Genomic DNA, 18,241 nt, shown 5'->3' with positions numbered 1-18,241 from the left:
AGATAAAAGCGCCAATCAACGCTTTTATCTATTCTTTTTTAATCTTAGGTTGTTTCATAATGAAGCTGCGCCGCCTGTCCGAAACGCCGCATATCCGTTAAACGAAGCTTTGTCTCAGTCTGATGCTCATGGAACAGCGGAATGCCGCTTCCCAGCATGACCGGAATCATGGTGATGATAAACTCGTCTATTGCCCCTTCTTTTATCAGCGTATGAGCCAGCTCCGCCCCGCCTGCGATCCAGATGTTGGAGCCTCTCTGTTTTTTTAACCGCTGAATAAAATCTTTCATATCATCATGAATGAATAGGACATGTTCATCTGAAAAACGGTCAGGCGTTTTCGTCAGAACATAACATGTTTTATCCTTGTAAGGAAAATCAGCCGCGAGGACTTTAATATGTTCATATGTACTGCGCCCTAAAATGACAGTATCAATCGTTTGATAAAAATCTCCGTACCCATTGTCGCCCTCTCCTTCAAAGTCATCCAGCCAGTCAATGCTTCCATCTTCTCTTGCGATAAAACCGTCTAGTGAAGCGGCAATGTAGAGAATCGTTTTTCGGTTCATCTTTTCCCTCCTAAATGTGCAGATATAAAAAGCGTATCACATGATCTGTGATACGCCTTAAACATACTCTGCTAATGCACCATTTCCCCGAACTGCGCTTGATGCAGCCTGCTGTAAATGCCTCCTGATGCGATCAATTCACTGTGGTGGCCTTGCTCGGCGATTCCGTCCTTAGTGACGACAACGATCCGGTCGGCGTGTTTAATCGTCGCCAGCCTGTGGGCGATGACAAGCGTTGTCCGTCCTTTTGACAGCTCTTGCAGCGCCTTTTGGATGGCGGCTTCTGTTTCTGTATCAAGTGCGGATGTCGCTTCGTCAAGAATAAGAATAGATGGGTTTTTCAGAAACATTCTGGCAATCGACAAACGCTGCTTTTGGCCTCCCGACAGCTTAACGCCGCGCTCGCCGATAAGCGTGTCCAAGCCTTCTGGATAGCTGTTCACAAGCTCTTCCAGATGGGCTTGTTTGACTGCCTTCCAAATCTCCTCTTCTGATGCTCCCAATCGGCCGTAGGCGATATTTTCCCTCAGTGTTCCGGCAAACAAGAAGACATCCTGCTGGACGATGCCGATCTGCCCGCGGAGAGACGGCACTTTTATCTCTTTAATATTGATCCCGTCTATCGTAATGTCTCCTTCAACGGTCTCATAAAAACGCGGGAGCAAACTGCACAGCGTTGATTTCCCGGCACCGGACGGGCCTACGAACGCCACTGTTTCTCCTGCTTTGATCGACAGGCTGACATTTTTCAAAACATTGCTGTTTTCTTCATATCCAAATGATACATTTTGATATCTGATATCTCCTTTTAACGCAGACACCTCTCTTGCTTGGGGTGAATCCTGAATATCAGGCTCTGTCTCCATCAGCTCCATATAGCTTTTAAAGCCCGCAATTCCCCTCGGATACATTTCAATGATGGCGTTGATTTTGTCAATCGGCCGGAACAGCACATTCGTTAACAGAACAAATGCCACAAATTCCCCGTACGTTAATGATCCGCGAATGACAAACCACGTTCCGCACAGAAGGACAAACAGCGTGACAAACCGTGTCAGCATATAGCTGATTGAGCCGTTTTTCGCCATGATTTTGTATGAGGACAGCTTAGTCAGGCGGAAGCGCTGATTATTTACAGCGAAGCGCTCTTTTTCAAACTCTTCGTTGGCGAACGCTTGAACGAGCCGGATGCCGCCGATATTATTTTCCACCCGCGCACTGAAATCTCCGATGTCCTTGTTCAGCATTGTGAACGCTTTGGTCATCTTTTTGTTGAAATAAAGCGCAAGCCAAATGACGACCGGCATGATGATGAACGTTAATAAAGCGAGCTGCCAGTTAATAAACAGCATAACCCCGAACGCTCCGAGAATCGTCATAATGGCGATGAACAAATCTTCAGGCCCGTGATGCGCGACTTCTCCGATGTACATTAAATCGTTCGTCAGCTTGGACATTAATTTTCCCGTCTTATTGTTGTCATAAAATTTAAAAGACAGCTTTTGAAGATGGTCAAAAAGTGATTTTCTCATATCTGTTTCGATATTGATACCGAGCATATGCCCCCAGTAGGTGACGATATATTGGAGGCCTGAGCTGATTGCGTATACCGCAAACAACGCGATAGAGGTCGCGATGATCAGCCCCCAATCTCTTCCCGGAAGCAATGTATCAATGAAATAATTGACGATCAAAGGAAAACTCAGCTCCATTAACCCGCCTGCAATCGCCGAGAAAAAGTCGAGAAAGAACAATGTTTTATATGGTTTATAGTACGCAAAAAATTGACGCAGCACACAATCTTCCCCCAATGCACGAATAATCGTTGATAAGATTTCTCAATTATACTATACACTGGTTGTTTTGAAAGATAGATTTTCTTTTTCTTACAGGACACCTGAAAATAAGCGGGCAAACGATTCTTTTGTCCGATCGGCCATTCCTCTTTTATAAAAGCCGACAGGGCTGATTTTCTCACTTTCCAGCATATCCTCTTGGAAATGGGTTTCGAGCTCCCGGATCGCTTCGTCATCCGTGAAAAAGACGTTCACTTCAAAATTGAGCTGAAAGCTGCGCATGTCCATGTTCGCGGTGCCGACTGATGCGAGATCTCCATCAATAATCAAGACTTTTTGATGCATAAAGCCTTTTTGGTACGAATACACTTCAATTCCCTCGAGAAGAAGCTCCGGAAAATATGATCTCGACGCGTATTGTGTTAAAAAGCTGTCATTGGTCTCCGGCACCATGACACGAACCTGCACGCCTTTTGTTGCGGCGGCCTTCAGAGCGGTGCGGATCGGTTCATTCGGAACAAAATAAGGCGTTGCAATCCACACTGATTTCGACGCAGATGATATCATTTCATAATAGAGGTCGCTCATGCTTTCCTTCATGTCAGGACCTGTCGCGACAATTTGATAAATGCCGCCGCCCTCCGTAGGGACCGGCGTATTGTATGCTTTTTGATCGATCAGCACTTCATTTGATATGTATTCCCAATCAAGCATAAAGATGGCGTGAAGCGTTTGCACAATTTCTCCTTCCAGCCGCAGGTGTGTATCTCTCCAAAACCCGATGCCCTGATCACTGCCGATATATTCTTTTCCGACATTCAATCCGCCGACAAAACCGACCTTGCCGTCTATGACCACGATTTTCCGGTGATTTCTGAAGTTGAGTTTCTGGTTGAAAAATCCGTACTTCAACGGGGAAAACGGAACGATGTCTACACCCGCTTCTTTCAGTTTGACGATGTCCTTCCCCGCCAATTTGATGCTTCCCGCCGCGTCGTATAAAAACCGCACCTCTACACCCTGGCGCGCTTTTTCGATCATAATATCCATCATGCCATGGCCAAGCATATCTGACTTAAACATGTAGTATTCAATATGTATATAAGACTCCGCTTCACGCATCGCTTTGAAAATCTCGGGAAAAGTTTCTTCCCCGTTTTTCAGCACTTTTATATTACTTTTCGTATTGATATTCATATGTGCGGCCCTGATCGAATAAGTAAAGAATCTTTCTTGATTGTCCTTAAGACCCGTCACTTCAGGCGTTTCCTCCATATCAAACAGCATGCGGAGCTTTTCTCTATTGTACATTCGCTTTGTTTTAAAAAGCTTGCCCTTCACATAGAGCTGTCCGGAAAACAGATAGAACATGTAGCCTGCGATCGGAAAAAAGACGAGGATATGTATCCATAACAGCGTATGCTGAGATGTTCGGTTTTCAAGAATTAAGGAATAAATACTGAAAAGAATGATGCTGACATAACATAGCAAACCTCCGTAAAACTCCAGCCTGGAAACCGGAAAAAACCATATGATGTACGCCCCGATGAGCATAATGTATAAAAAGAAAAATTCCAGTCTCCTTTTGAGCATCTGTATTCTCTCCAATCTGATCCGATTACCTCCGTATTTCCTCTTATTTCTAACTTTTAAACCTTTCTATGAAAAAAAGCCCCCTCGCTCTGGGCGAAAAGGCTTATGATGAGGCTTCCTGCGACTGGCCCGGACTTATGTTTTTAAGCAAGGTCCAGGAAATATTACTATTTTAATATATAAAAATAACAGTTTTTTTACTGACAAGCAAACACCTTCTCAGCAAATGTCTTACATTTTTATTTTTCTATATAACATTTCGCTTCGGTGCATCCTTACACCGAACCCCCCCTTTATCTGACTAAGGGGGGTTCTTTTACATATGCTGCATGTTTCGTTTTGAACGTTTGCGATACACAACATAGCTGCGGGTCAGATACTTGATCGGCAGGCTGAACACATGAACCAATCTCGTAAATGGCCACATGATAAAAACAATGTATCCCATGATGATATGAAGCTTAAACCATAGGGGGACACTCTCCATCAGGGAAGCGTCAGCCCGGAACAAAAAGATTTGCCTGAACCACGGCCCGACTGTTGTCCTGTAATCAAATCCTTTAGAATCTATGTTTAAAAACGTCGCCGCTACACCTGAAATCATCACAAATAATAACAGGAACAGCGTGAGAATATCTGATGCAGAGCTTGTTTTCCGGATTCTTTTGTCGAACAGCCTTCTAAATGTCAAAATGAAGAGTCCAGTCAATGCAGTGATCCCCGCTGGCAACCCTACCGCAATCGCCATTTTGTGATAAATATGTTCTGTGACGCCAATAGCATGGTAAAAGCCTTCAGGGATTAAAATTCCCATGATATGTCCGCCAATGACAAATAACATCCCCCAATGAAAGAGAGTGCTGCCTACCGCTAGCTTTTTCTTTTCTAACAGCTCGCTTGATTTGGCGGTCCAGCCAAACTGGTCATGTTGATAACGATAAATATGCCCGCCTATAAATATCGTAAACACAATGTACGGCATGATGACCCAGAGGATCTGCCCGCTCATGTTCGGACAGTCCCTTCACTGCTTTCATACACGCCGATGTCTTGCAGCGCGGTCAGCAGCACATCTAACAGTGAAGCATATATACTATGGTTTTCATTTAGACGGGATGTGAGCTCCTGCAAATTAGACAGATATTTCTCAAACACACTCCTCGCCGCCTCGATCTCCGCAATGGCCGCGAATTCCAGCATAAGCGGCAGATAATCGGGAAGTTCTTTCTCTGTCGGGAGGAAGCCGGATTGCTGATATGTGTTTTTCAAATGAAGCAATTCAATGCCGCGTTCCCTTTGTTCACCTGAATTGAAGTAGGTGACGTACATATTCGTTTTTTTCCCAAAATCGAACGTGTATACATAATGTTCAATCAGCGCTTCTTGAGAAAAGCCGGCCGATGTCTTTAAAAAGTGAAACAGCTTCTCCCGGATTTGCTGATTTTCGATCTCGCGGATAAGATCTTGCCATTCAGAATGTTCGGTTCTCCACTCTTCATCAGGATAAGAGAGAAAATAGGAAAGCGCTGAGAAAATCATTTGCCGGTCTGTGGTGTTCATCGTGTTACACCTCATTTTTCATAGGTTATAAACAAGAGCCTGGGCCGCCTGAAAATGACAAGCCGCAGCTGCCTTGTTCAGCATATAAGTCTGCAACTTCTTCACGGTGGCTGCTTGGAATCACAAAGCGGTCATCATATTTGGCAATCGCAAGCAGCCGATACATGTCTTCGATTTGTTCTTCTGTTAGTCCGACACTGGAGATCAATGCCGGGTCGATCGGCTTTTTCGTTTGTACCGCTCTCATGTACTGGCGCATGACAGACATTTTCTTTAATGTTGTTCGAATATGATCCGTGTCGCCCGCTGTTAATAATTGAGCCAAGTATTCAATCGGAATTCTCATTTGATTGATGGCCGGAAAAATGTCTTCCGCTGTTTGACGGCTTCCTTTTCCTTCAAAGACATTCATGATTGGACTCAGTGGCGGAATGTACCAAACCATCGGCAATGTGCGGTATTCGGGGTGAAGCGGCAGCGCTATTTTCCAGTCGATGATCATTTTATAGATTGGCGATTGCTGCGCAGCTTCAATCCATTCAGCCGGGATGCCCTGTTCCTTCGCTTGTTCAGCGACAGCAGGGTCATTCGGATCAAGGAACACTTCCAGCTGAGATTGATAGAGATCCTTCTCATTTTCAGTCGATGCCGCTTCCTCCACCTTATCCGCGTCATAAAGCATAACGCCCAGATAACGGATTCTGCCCACACATGTCTCGGAACAAATGGTCGGCAGCCCCGCTTCTAATCGCGGAAAGCAGAGGGTGCATTTTTCGGCTTTATTCGTCTGCCAGTTAAAATATACTTTTTTATAAGGACAGGAAGAGACACAGTATCTCCATGAACGGCATGCGTTTTGATCCACCAGCACGATACCGTCTTCCTCGCGTTTATACATGGCGCCTGACGGACAAGATGAGACACACGCCGGGTTGATGCAGTGTTCACAGATGCGCGGAAGATACATCATAAAAACTTCATCGAATTCTGTTTTGATAGACTCCTCCATCTTTTGAACATTCGGATCTTCAAGTCCCGTAATATGTCCGCCCGCCAGATCATCCTCCCAGTTTGGCCCCCACTCGATATTCATAAAGTCTCCCGTCAATGCCGATTTAGGACGCGCCACGGGCTGGTGTTTTTTCTGCGGGCTGTTCGTTAATGTTTCATAATCATAGTTCCAAGGTTCATAGTAATCATCAATTGTAGGCTGATTCGGGTTATAGAAAAGGCTGGCAAGACGGTTGGTTTTCGGTCCTGATTTCAGCTCAAGCTTTCCTTTTTTTAATGTCCATCCGCCTTTATATTTGTCTTGGTCCTCCCATTGCTTCGGATAGCCGATGCCAGGTTTTGTTTCTACATTATTGAAGTACATATATTCCGCTCCGGAACGGTTTGTCCACGTGTTTTTGCAGGTCACGCTGCATGTGTGGCAGCCGATGCATTTATCTAAATTCATGACCATTCCGATTTGCGCTTTAATCTTCAAGCCAATCGACCTCCTTCAGCTTGCGGATGACCACATTCAGATCACGCTGGTTCCCAGTTGGGCCGTAGTAATTAAATCCGTAGCTAAGCTGAGCATAGCCGCCGATCATTTGTGTCGGTTTAACATGAATCCTAGTCGGACTGTTATGGGTGCCGCCGCGGTTATTCGTCAGTTTTGTGCCGGGTACGTTGATGTGGCGGTCTTGTGCATGGTGCATAAACGCCATCCCTTTAGGAATACGGTGAGAAAGAACGGCTCTCGCTACGACAACGCCATTTCGGTTGAAGCATTCAATCCAATCGTTATCTCTGATATCTGTGTCCTCTGCATCATCTTTATTCATCCACACTGTCGGCCCTCCGCGGAATAGCGTCAGCATCGGTAATGAATCAAAGTACATGCTGTGGACGGACCATTTGTTATGCGGCGTTAAATAATTGAGAACGATTTCTTTCCCCTCTTGATCAGGCCGTTTACTCAGAAACGGGCGATGCTGAAGGATCGGTTTAAATGTCGCCATCGTTTCTCCGAACTCCATCATCAGTTCATGATCGACATAGTAAGACTGTCTGCCCGTCAGCGTCCGCCAAGGGATTAATTTTTCCACATTTGTCGTAAACGGCGAGTACCTGCGTCCCCCTTTTTCTGAGCCTGTAAATGCCGGAGACGTGATGACCGTTTTTGGCTGAGCGGTAATTTGTTCGAACGTAAAGCATTCTTCTTCCCGCTCTTCAGCCAGGTCTTTTAACTTCAGGTTTGTTATGTCTTCAAGTGATTCCCATGCTTTCACCGCAACTTTTCCATTCGAAGTGGAAGAAAGGGTTAAAATGGCTTCTGCCGTCTGCTTCGCCTCACTTATATTCGGACATCCCTTTGCGACGCTGTCTGAAGTAATTTTTCCCAATCTTTTTTTGAGTGATTCATATTCTTCGGCTATCGACCACCTCATCCCTTTTGTTCCACTCGGTTTTAGGGCGGCATTAGGGCCGAGTGCGGTCATTTTATGAAAGATTTGTTTATAGTCCCGTTCAACAACATGAATGTTCGGCATCGTTTTCCCCGGAACGGCGTCGCATTCGCCTTTGCTCCAGTCATTGATTTTTCCGAAAGGCTGCGCCATTTCCTGCATAGTGTCGTGGAGGAGCGGCGTCGCGACAGCTTCTTTAACCGACTCCATCTCCACTTCTTCAGCCAAGTCGGATATGGCTTTTGATAATGCTTTAAAAATATCCCAGTCTGACTTGGATTCCCAAGGCGCTGAGATGGCCGGAGCAAAAGGATGAATAAACGGATGCATATCCGTACTGCTGAGATCATGTTTTTCATACCAAGTCGCCGCCGGAAGCACGATATCGGAATACAATGCCGTTCCAGCCATTCGAAAATCGAGATTGATTAATAGGTCGAGCTTTCCTTCCGGTGCTTGATCATGCCATTTGATTTCTTCCGGACGGATGCTGTCGCTGTCGTCATTCATCAATCCGTTTGTCGTCCCCAAGAGATGCTTAAGAAAATATTCATGTCCTTTTCCCGAACTTGAGATCAGATTCGCTCTCCATACAAAGAGATTTCTCGGGAAATTGGCTTCATCGTCAGGATCTTCAATGGCAAATTTCAGTTTTTTGTCTTGGAGCTGACCGGCCACATAAGCACCAACATCTTCAGGCGTTTTTGCACCCGCTTTTTCAGCTTCCTTGTAAAGATCAATTCCGTTTTTATTAAACGTCGGGTAAGACGGGAGCCACCCTAATCTTGCCGCCAGCACATTGTAGTCGGCGTGATGCTTGTAGCGGGAGGATGTTGCGATCGGAGAAGCCAAGTCACTGATCGGCTGATCCTCGTAGCGCCACTGGTCTGTCGCAAAGTAGAAGAATGATGTGCCGTTTTGCAGCTTTGGCGCCCCCTCCCAGTCCTTTGCATTGGCAATCGTCTGCCAGCCTTCAGCCGGGCGAAGCTTTTCCTGCCCCACATAGTGAGCCCATCCGCCCCCGTTTACACCTTGGGCGCCGACTAATAAAACAAGATTTAAAACCGCCCGGTAAATCGTGTCAGAGTTGAACCAATGGTTAATTCCCGCCCCTACGATAATCATTGACCGTCCGTCTGTATCGATCGCATTTTGGGCAAATTCTCTGGCAATGTTAACGACCATCTCCCTTTTGATCCCTGTTACCTGTTCTTGCCAAGCGGGTGTAAACGGCTCAGCATCATCAAAAGAGGCGGCTGATTTCTGCCCGATTCCCCGATTGACGCCATAGTTTGCCAGAATTAAATCAAAAACGGTTGTGACATATACGTCTTCATTATTCAGGTTTAGTTTCTTAATGGGAAGATCGCGCTCAAGCACTCTGTTTCCCTCATTTGAGAAATAAGGGATTCGAACTGTGCCGATTTCGTCTTCTATTCCGAGCACTGACAGCCTCGGTTCAATTTGTTCCCCTGTTTCTTCATCTGCCATGTGCAGATTCCATTTCTTTTGGCCGTCCCATCGTGATCCCATTGTTCCTTGCGGTATCGCAAATGCGTTTGTACGTTCATTCCACACAGCAGGCTTCCACTGATCATGCTCTGTTTGCCGTCCGATGTCCTTCGCATGGAGAAAACGTCCGGCTGTATAAGCGCCATCTTCTTTTGACAAGGTGACAAAAAACGGGAAATCTGTGTATTGCTTCGCATAATCGATGAAACGCTCTGTTTCTTGGTTCACGTAAAATTCTTGCAGGATGACATGCCCCATTGCCATCGCAAGCGCGCCGTCTGTTCCCTGTCGGATGCTCAGCCAGTCATCCGCAAATTTTGACGATTCCGCAAAATCCGGACTGATTGAGATGACTTTTGCTCCTTTATAGCGGGCTTCTGCCAAAAAGTGCGCATCAGGCGTCCTTGTGAGCGGGACATTGGAGCCCCATGTGATGATATAGCCCGAATTGTACCAGTCACTGCTTTCCGGCACGTCTGTCTGGTCTCCCCAGATTTGCGGAGACGCTGGAGGAAGATCCGCATACCAATCATAAAAACTCAGCATAGGACCGCCTATTAAAGACATAAACCGCGAGCCTGACGCGTGGCTGATCATTGACATGGCGGGAATCGGAGAAAACCCGACGTTGCGGTCAGGGCCGTATTTCATAACTGTATATAATAGAGAAGCAGAAATCAGTTTCAGCACCTCCGGCCACTCAGCTCGCACAAAACCGCCTTTTCCTCTCGCCTGTTTATAGGACTTCGCTTTTTCCGGATGCTCAACGATAGATTTCCATGCTTCCAATGGATTTTTGTGTGTTTGCAATGCTTCCCGCCACATAGTAATCAGCACACCGCGAACGTATGGATATTTGACACGCAGCGGGCTGTAGATATACCAGGAAAAACTTGCCCCGCGGGGACAGCCCCTTGGCTCGAAGTCAGGCATATCAGGACCGGTTGAAGGATAATTCAAATTTTGCCCTTCCCACGTGACGATGCCGTTTTTCACATAAATATTCCAGCTGCAAGATCCCGTGCAGTTGACTCCGTGGGTGGAGCGGACAACTTTATCGTACTGCCATCTGTTTCTATATACATTCTCCCAATCGCGATCTTCGTATGTTGTTTGACTATGTTTATTAGAATGATGCTCAATAGGAGAAAAATAGTTTAGTCTCCTGAACAGCGGACTCATTTTCTTCTTTTTCATCGATGCTTCACTCCTTTGAGTCAGGTGATTCTCATTTCACTATATACAGAGGCAGCATCTTCCCTTGTGAACTTTGTCACATACACCCCTTATTTCACAAATTTTTCACATTCAAGATTCAAAAAAACCCGGTTCCTGGTTAGGAATCGGGAGTGATGTTTTCATCCTGAGATGTATGCAGATAACGTAAAAATAACTGGTAGGAAAAAAAGAGATTCTCCTGAAGCATGACCAGAAAATTCGTCTGCAGCTGCGGATGATAGGTCATTATTTTTTTAAATATGTAAAAAGGAATTTCCAACACGAGTGTGTCTTCAGATGTTTTGACTGAAATGAAAGGAGATAAAAGCAGCTCGCCATTTTGATCAATGGGGAACACATCACCTTTTTTCCAAAATGCTATGGCGCGCGATCCTTCAGGCAGTCTGCTGTCAATAAAACGAATGCTGCCTTTTAATACAAAATAAACTGATTGTGAATGCAAAAAAGATGGAGACTGATCAGATGAGCAACGGATGAACTTCCCGTTATTCAGTAATGTTTCGACAATGGGAAGAGATACTTGTTTAAACATTGGAAGACGTTTCAGAAATAATAAATAGTCACACTGATTCATAGGAATGCCTCCTGTGATAAGGATAGCTTTAGTGTATATTGATTGAAACAATACAGCAGTGATGTAATTCACAGAAATTATGATAAATGTCACTTATCGGAAGAATGATTGCTTTTATAATGATACAGAAAGGGGTGTTTCAATGAAGATGCTCATTCCGAAGCAGCACGGTGCATGGGCTATGCTGTTGATTCCGTTTTGCCTCGGTATGGTGAAGGGAGGTCCCGTTCTATGGCATATCCCGCTATTTACGGGCTGGCTATTTCTCTATTTGACCGTTTACCCCATTACCTTGGCGGTGAAAAAGAAAAAAACAAAAGATTATCAAAAATGGATTTTTTATTACGGCATTGCAGCCTGCTGCTCTATCATTGCCGTTGTCATCCATAATCCTGCGTTCATCTGGCTCGGCTTCTCTTTGTTTCCGCTGTTCTTCGTTCATGTCTATTATGCCCGCCGAAAAAACGAAAGAGCGCTTCTGAATGATATTGCGGGAGTCTTGTTCTTTAGTACAGGCGGATTTGCCAGCTGCTGGCTGGGGGCGGGAAGCCTTGACGGCTGGGCATGGTTTATTTTCGCGCAATCCAGCTTATTTTTTATCGGAAGTTCCTTTTATGTGAAGTCTATGATCCGGGAGAAAAACAACAAAACATTTGCATACTGTTCATGGGGATATCACCTGCTTCTTCCCTTTCTTTCTATATTTCTCGGAGCAAGCTGGGGGGCTCTCGCTTTTATTCCAAGCAGTTTGAGAGCATGGTTCTTACACGGAAAGGAGCGATCTATTAAGACGATCGGCATTCTTGAAATCGTGAACGCGTGCTTCTTTTTCGCAGTCATGTGTATTTTTTTAACAAGATAAAACAAGGACTGAAGTTTGCAGTCCTTGTTTATTTCTTGATTAATCGATATTGCAGATATCCAGCGGGCAATTTTCGCACTCAATTTCACATCTTAAGTAGTCCCGCTGATGCAATACAATCTTTCCGGATTCCTCAATTGAAATGATTCCTTGTTTACGAAGATCACCCAGCATGCGATTGACACTCTCTCTTGCAGCCGCACAAAACTTCGCCAAATCATGGTTCGTCAGTGCAATGTTTATAAGAATTCCGTCGCTTCGTTTCACCCCATAGCTATTTGACAAACGAATGAGTGTGGAATAAAGCGCCCCTTTTTTGCCATGAAGAAGAAGGTCACGGATTTTGGACTGAATTTTTCGCAGGTGGGTGCTCATCCATTTCATAAATTCAAATGTCAAAGCACCGTTTTGAACCAATTCCTTTTCCAGTTTGTTTTTATTGATGACGAACACTTCACCGTCTGCTAACACTTTTGCACTCAGCATATATCTCGGCTCTTCTGTAAAAAGTGTTAATTCCCCGACAATATCATTTTTTTGGCATATCCTGAGCGTCAGATCCTTGCCGTCAGACGTCAGTTTGCCAATTTCAATGAGTCCTGATTGAATCAGATAAAGCTCTTTTGCATCCATTCCTTCTTGAAACAGAAACGTGTTTTTTTCAATTCTTCTTTTTGTACTGATTGATTCCAGCAATTGATGCAGATCTTGTGAGAGAAGATCCTTATCAGATTTTCGAACAGAGAGAAAATTCATGAGCTCACCTCGAAGATAGTCACGTTGTGTATTTCTATTGTAACGTGAATCGATTTGCATCATTTTAAAAAAACTTACAATCTCGTGAATTCCCCAAACGCCGGCTTCCCATTAGTTTACGCTGTGCCCATTTCTCTCAGTGTGCGTTTTCATCCTTTCCTGCCAATACATCCAGATGACAATGACAAAGCTGGCTAAAGCAGCTTCCGAGAGCGCCATAAATCCGATTGCATATTGTCCTGTCGCTTGAAATACGCTTGCCAGGATCAGCGGCGGAAAGAATCCTCCTAATCCCCCCATGGCAGAAACAATACCGTTTGCAATCCCCGCTTGTTTTGAGAAATAAAAAGGCACCAATTTAAAAACTGTTCCGTTTCCAATTCCTGAACAGACAGCAACCGTTAACGCCCCAAAAGCGTAAATGCCGAGACTCGGAGAAAACGACAAGATAATGCCCGATAATGTCAGACCCGCGAAGACGTACATTAACATTCTAAGCGGGCTCACCTTATCTGCCAAATATCCGCCAACAGGTCTGAGAAGCGTGGATACAGCAATAAAACCTGCCGTTCTAAACCCGGCATCCACAGGACTAAGACCAAAGTGCTGAACAAGAAAGTTAGGAAGATAAATGGTAAAGGCAACGAACGCGCCAAATGTTATAAAATAAAAAAGGCTTAAGAACCACAACAGATGATTTCGGTAAACGGCTTTTATTTGAACCTTTACGGAAACTTTGACTTTCTTCTCGTTTCGATCGCCCAGGAAAAAGTGCAGCAAAGCAAATAAAGCCAGCAAGACCATATACATTTGCACCGTACTCTTCCATCCCACAGATTGAGCTACAACAGGAGCTGCAAACGTTGTGATGGCGGTTCCGATATTGCCAGCGCCATAAATGCCGTTTATAAAACCGTGTTTTTCCTTAGGATAATACTTCGGAAGAGATGTCACCCCAATGGAGAAAACCGCTCCTCCAATCCCCAAGAAAAAACCGCCCACGGCCAAATCAAACACAGAATCTGCGATACTGATCCAAAACACAGGAAACAAAAGCAATAGAAAGCTGATCATAAAAGTCATCCGCGCGCCAAACCTGTTTGTGTAATATCCCAAAGGAATGCGGAGAAGCGATCCCAGAATGACAGGTATGGCCGTAACTAGCGAAATATCGCCGGCGCTCAAATGAATATCAGATGACATTTGAGAAATTAATGAAGAAATCAAAACCCAAACCATAAATCCTGCCACCAAACTGCATGACTGTAACGATAATTGAATGTTTTGACGTTTAAGCATTCGCCTTGCCCCTTTCAATGATTCAATAATCAGTCTTATCATACAAAAACTCGGTGAATAGGATTGTGAAGTACATCACACGTTTTTTTAACAAAAAAGGACAAAGCCCAAGGCTTTGTCCTTTCATCTTCATTACATTTTTTCAGGAGCCGAAACGCCAATCAACTGAAGCGCATTATTCAGCGTGATTTGGGTTGCTTTCATTAAAGCTAAGCGTGCGCGGCTTTTCTCTTCATTTTCAGGATCGATTACCTTTTCCGCATTATAGAAGCTGTGAAGAGAAGATGCCAAGTCATAAATATAGTTCGTCACGCGGTGCGGAATGCGTTTTTCCGCCGCTTCCGCCACTGCTTCAGGGAAGCCGCCGATCGTTTTCAGCAAATCGTATTCTTTTTCAGAATTGACGGCGCTAAAGTCAAGATCAGCCGCAGGCGTTAATCCCTGCTCTTCTCCTTGGCGAAGCATACTGCAGATTCTCGCGTGAGCGTATTGCGCGTAATACACCGGATTGTCATTTGAAGTGGACACCGCAAGATCCAAGTCAAAATCCATATGTGTATCGGCACTGCGCATCGCGAAGAAATAACGGACGGCGTCTAAGCCGACTTCTTCAATCAAGTCGCGCATCGTTACCGCTTTTCCTGTACGCTTGCTCATTTTCATTTTCTCGCCGTTTTTATATAGATGCACGAGCTGAATGATTTCTACTTCTAACGTTCCTTTTTGATAGCCAAGCGCCTCAATGGCCGCTTTCATCCGCGGAATATAGCCGTGGTGATCTGCGCCCCAAACGTTGATCAGCTTATCGAATCCGCGGTCTAGCTTGTCCTTATGGTAAGCGATATCAGGCAGCAAATAAGTGTAAGTGCCGTCTTTTTTAATCAAAACACGGTCTTTGTCATCGCCGAATGTTGTTGAGCGGAACCATGTTGCGCCGTCTTCTTCATACACGTGGCCTTGTTTGCGCAGTGCTTCGAGCGCCTTGTCGATTTTTCCGTTTTCGTACAGTGACGTTTCAGAATACCAGACATTAAACGGCACGCGGAAATTTTCTAAGTCTACACGAAGCTTTTCCAACTCATACTTCAAGCCGTATTCGCGGAAGAACTTCTGTCTTTCGCTCTCTTCTTCTTTGACAAAGCGATCTCCGTATTCTTCAGCGAGACGCTTTCCGATTGCGATAATATCCTCGCCGCGGTATCCGTCCTCAGGCATTTCTTTTTCAAGGCCGAGCGCTTCAAAGTAACGGACTTCGACAGAAAGCGCCAAGTTGTTAATTTGATTTCCCGCGTCATTGATATAATATTCGCGGCTTACATCATATCCGGCTTTAGCCAGCACATTGCACAGAGAATCGCCGACGGCTGCTCCGCGCGCATGGCCTAAATGAAGATCGCCCGTCGGATTCGCAGATACGAATTCCACTTGGATGCGCTCGCCGTTTCCGATATTTGTTTCCCCGTATGCTTCCCCCGCTTCCAATACAGATGGGATCAGCTTCGTTAAATATTGATTATCCATATAGAAATTGATAAATCCAGGGCCTGCGATATCAAGCTTTTCAATTGAAGCCTTTCCTTTATCAAAAGAAGCTACAATATCCTCAGCGATTTGGCGCGGGGCTTTTTTTGCGATTCTTGCCAGCTGCATCGCCATGTTCGTTGAATAATCACCATGTGTTTTATCTTTCGGTGTCTCTAAAATGACATTTGGAATCTGGTTTTCTTCAGCCAATCCCGCTTTCAGAACGGCTGCTTTAATTTCCTCTTTCAGCACGTCCTTCATTTGTTCCGCAATATTCATGCGTCAAGTCCTCCCTCATACGTGATCGTCATATTATGTAAATGCTGCTGTTCGTCTCCAACATGCATATCATAAGCTATGCTGATACGGCCTCTTTCTTTGCCGATGTCAGACTGAATTGATTTTGTGCTTGTAGTCAGCTCAAGTTCGCCAAATGACATTTTATATTTGGCAATGGTAGAGGCTCCCGGCACAAACCGCTGATTCATTTTCACTGCGCCTGACCTCATGACAAACACTTCGCCCTCGCTTACTTTCACAATCGTTTTCACTTTGCCCAAATCGTGTTCTTCATAATAAGAAAGATACACTTTATTTTGTTTCACATGATAAGATCCGGAGGTGCGGAACTCAATGACCTCTTCTTTCCCGTCATCCGCAATCACAGATTTTACATGGAGCGTTATCGGTGTCTCTTGTTTCATGCTGACACGTCCTTTTCATCATTCCACTTTGACTTGAATAGTATAATCATTCGCTATTTAAAGTTCAACTGCTTCTATCTTACCATCATTACTCATCAGATTTGAAGATAAACCTCATAAAAAGCAATTAATGAAAAGAAGAGCATTTAAATAGAAATTAATGCCGTTTTGATTGTTGAATTTTTCTGTAATCTATCTAATATTTTTCACATTTTCTTCAAAATATACATATTGAAAAGGTAATTTGATAGTTTTAAGATTAAATTACATCAGAGATCTGCTGGAGAAATTAAACAACGGAGGATTTCTATTATGAAAAAAGCTGTCATTGTAGAAAACAAAGGTTGTGCAACATGTTCAATCGGAGCTGCTTGTTTAGTGGACGGACCTATTCCAGACTTTGAAATCGCAGGTGCAACAGGGCTATTCGGTTTATGGGGATAAAGCATTTCCTAAAAGAGGCATAGTAAATTACTGTGCCTCTTTTAGGAAAGTATTTTTACTTTCTAACTACTCCTTAGTTATACATACATGTTTTCTCATTATTTGGATCATATGTATAGGAGATGGTATTTTTGCTTATAGAGCGGATGTTTCCATTTATCAATGAAAGTGTAAGAGTTCACCAGCTTCCTGAGGGCGGAGTATTAGAAATTGATTATATGCGTGATAATGTCTCAATCTCTGATTTTGAATACTTGGATCTCAATAAAACGGCTTACGAGCTTTGTATGCTGATGGACGGGCAAAAAACGGCAGAACAAATATTAGAATACCAATGCGCGACGTACAATGAATCCCCCGAAGACCACAAGGATTGGTATTATGAAATGCTCGACATGCTGCTGAACAAGCAGGTTATTCGGCTTACAGACCAGCCCGAATATCAGCGCATCACCACAAGCGGGAGCAGCAACTTCCCGATGCCGCTGCATGCGACCTTTGAGCTGACCCACCGCTGTAATTTAAAATGCGCCCACTGTTATTTAGAAAGCTCGCCTGAAGCGCTGGGAACGGTATCTCTTGAACAATTCAAGAAAACAGCGGATATGCTGTACGAAAAAGGTGTCTTAACATGTGAAATAACGGGCGGAGAGATTTTTGTCCACCCGAACGCCAATGAACTTCTTGAGTATGTATTAAAGAAATTTAAAAAGGTTGCCGTCTTAACAAACGGGACGCTGATGCGAAAAGAAAGCCTGGAGATTTTAAAAGCATACAAGCAAAAGATCATCGTCGGTATTTCACTGGACAGTGTCCATTCTGAAGTCCACGATTCCTTTAGAGGGAGAAAAGGCTCTTTTGCCCAAACCTGTAAAACGATAAAATTATTGAGTGATCACGGTATTTTTGTCAGAGTCGCCATGTCGGTTTTCGAAAAAAACATGTGGGAAATCCACGATATGGCCCAAAAGGTACGGGGACTTGGTGCGAAAGCGTTCTCTTACAATTGGGTTGATGATTTCGGAAGAGGCAGAGATATTGTCCATCCGACGAAAGATGCCGAACAGCACTGCAAATTTATGGAGTACGAGCAAAATGTCATTGATGAATTTAAAGATTTGATCCCGATCATTCCGTATGAAAGAAAACGCGCGGCGAACTGCGGCGCCGGCTGGAAATCAATTGTGATCAGCCCGTTCGGAGAAGTACGCCCGTGCGCGCTCTTCCCGAAGGAATTTTCATTGGGAAATATATTTCATGATTCATATGAAAGCATCTTTGATTCCGCTCTCGTCCATAAACTATGGAAAGCGCAGGCGCCAAGGATGACACAGATCTGCGCCGAGAATTTTT

Annotated in this window: 14 protein-coding genes and 1 pseudogene; 3 read left to right on the top strand and 12 right to left on the bottom strand. The window is 44.4% G+C overall.

Annotated elements, in window-relative coordinates; translation table 11 throughout:
* Positions 1–44: 44 nt before the first annotated feature.
* The 8 genes from GXP75_RS07265 to GXP75_RS07230 all read right to left on the bottom strand — a co-directional run bounded on the left by GXP75_RS07265 (position 45) and on the right by GXP75_RS07230 (position 11,299).
* Positions 45–569, bottom strand: a complete 525-nt coding sequence (locus GXP75_RS07265) for a dihydrofolate reductase family protein (protein WP_242556479.1) — start codon at positions 567–569, stop codon at positions 45–47.
* Between the two features lie 71 nt (positions 570–640).
* Positions 641–2,365, bottom strand: a complete 1,725-nt coding sequence (locus GXP75_RS07260; protein WP_242556478.1) for an ABC transporter ATP-binding protein — start codon at positions 2,363–2,365, stop codon at positions 641–643.
* A gap of 90 nt (positions 2,366–2,455) precedes the next feature.
* A complete protein-coding gene (gene cls, locus GXP75_RS07255; protein ID WP_242556477.1) occupies positions 2,456–3,958 on the bottom strand; it encodes a cardiolipin synthase in 1,503 nt (500 codons plus the stop codon).
* A 316-nt stretch (positions 3,959–4,274) separates the two neighbouring features.
* A complete protein-coding gene (narI, locus tag GXP75_RS07250; protein ID WP_242556476.1) occupies positions 4,275–4,967 on the bottom strand; it encodes a respiratory nitrate reductase subunit gamma in 693 nt (230 codons plus the stop codon).
* Positions 4,964–5,518 (bottom strand): nitrate reductase molybdenum cofactor assembly chaperone, encoded by a 555-nt coding sequence (gene narJ / locus GXP75_RS07245; RefSeq protein WP_242556475.1) that lies wholly within the window; start codon positions 5,516–5,518, stop codon positions 4,964–4,966. The genes narI and narJ overlap by 4 nt, the downstream gene beginning before the upstream one ends.
* A gap of 25 nt (positions 5,519–5,543) precedes the next feature.
* Entirely contained in the window at positions 5,544–7,007 is a 1,464-nt protein-coding gene (narH, locus tag GXP75_RS07240; RefSeq protein ID WP_242556474.1) for a nitrate reductase subunit beta, read from the bottom strand.
* On the bottom strand, positions 6,997–10,683 hold the full coding sequence (locus tag GXP75_RS07235) for a nitrate reductase subunit alpha (protein WP_242556473.1): 3,687 nt from the start codon (positions 10,681–10,683) through the stop codon (positions 6,997–6,999). Before GXP75_RS07235 ends, narH begins: the two co-directional genes overlap by 11 nt.
* 139 nt (positions 10,684–10,822) lie before the next feature.
* Complete coding sequence (locus tag GXP75_RS07230; protein WP_242556472.1) at positions 10,823–11,299, bottom strand: cyclic nucleotide-binding domain-containing protein; 477 nt, start codon at positions 11,297–11,299, stop codon at positions 10,823–10,825.
* A 142-nt stretch (positions 11,300–11,441) separates the two neighbouring features.
* Between GXP75_RS07230 and GXP75_RS07225 the strand changes: the two genes are divergently transcribed.
* Positions 11,442–12,161 (top strand): YwiC-like family protein, encoded by a 720-nt coding sequence (locus GXP75_RS07225; RefSeq protein ID WP_242556471.1) that lies wholly within the window; start codon positions 11,442–11,444, stop codon positions 12,159–12,161.
* A gap of 39 nt (positions 12,162–12,200) precedes the next feature.
* On the opposite strand, the gene GXP75_RS07220 is transcribed toward GXP75_RS07225, so the two are convergent.
* The 4 genes from GXP75_RS07220 to GXP75_RS07205 form a co-directional block, all read right to left on the bottom strand.
* Complete coding sequence (locus GXP75_RS07220; protein WP_214916042.1) at positions 12,201–12,917, bottom strand: fumarate/nitrate reduction transcriptional regulator Fnr; 717 nt, start codon at positions 12,915–12,917, stop codon at positions 12,201–12,203.
* A gap of 111 nt (positions 12,918–13,028) precedes the next feature.
* Positions 13,029–14,216, bottom strand: a complete 1,188-nt coding sequence (locus GXP75_RS07215) for a nitrate/nitrite transporter (protein ID WP_242556470.1) — start codon at positions 14,214–14,216, stop codon at positions 13,029–13,031.
* A gap of 132 nt (positions 14,217–14,348) precedes the next feature.
* Positions 14,349–16,019 carry an arginine--tRNA ligase gene (argS, locus tag GXP75_RS07210; protein ID WP_061669076.1) on the bottom strand — a complete coding sequence of 557 codons (1,671 nt, stop codon included), beginning with the start codon at positions 16,017–16,019 and terminating at the stop codon, positions 14,349–14,351.
* Positions 16,016–16,444, bottom strand: a complete 429-nt coding sequence (locus tag GXP75_RS07205; protein WP_214916036.1) for a YwiB family protein — start codon at positions 16,442–16,444, stop codon at positions 16,016–16,018. Before GXP75_RS07205 ends, argS begins: the two co-directional genes overlap by 4 nt.
* 312 nt (positions 16,445–16,756) lie before the next feature.
* Here GXP75_RS07205 and sboA point away from each other — a divergent pair, with 312 nt between their 5' ends.
* Positions 16,757–16,888, top strand: a complete 132-nt coding sequence (gene sboA / locus GXP75_RS07200; protein ID WP_003222002.1) for a subtilosin A — start codon at positions 16,757–16,759, stop codon at positions 16,886–16,888.
* 131 nt (positions 16,889–17,019) lie between these two features.
* Positions 17,020–18,237 (top strand): annotated as a pseudogene (albA, locus tag GXP75_RS07195) (subtilosin maturase AlbA); the annotation flags it as partial.
* Positions 18,238–18,241 lie beyond the last annotated feature (4 nt).

This window comes from Bacillus sp. HU-1818, from assembly GCF_022695965.1.
In the GTDB taxonomy this organism is placed as follows: Bacteria; Bacillota; Bacilli; order Bacillales; family Bacillaceae; genus Bacillus; species Bacillus atrophaeus.
Note: the sequence above shows the minus strand (reverse complement) of the source record. Positions and strands in the feature narration are given on the sequence as shown.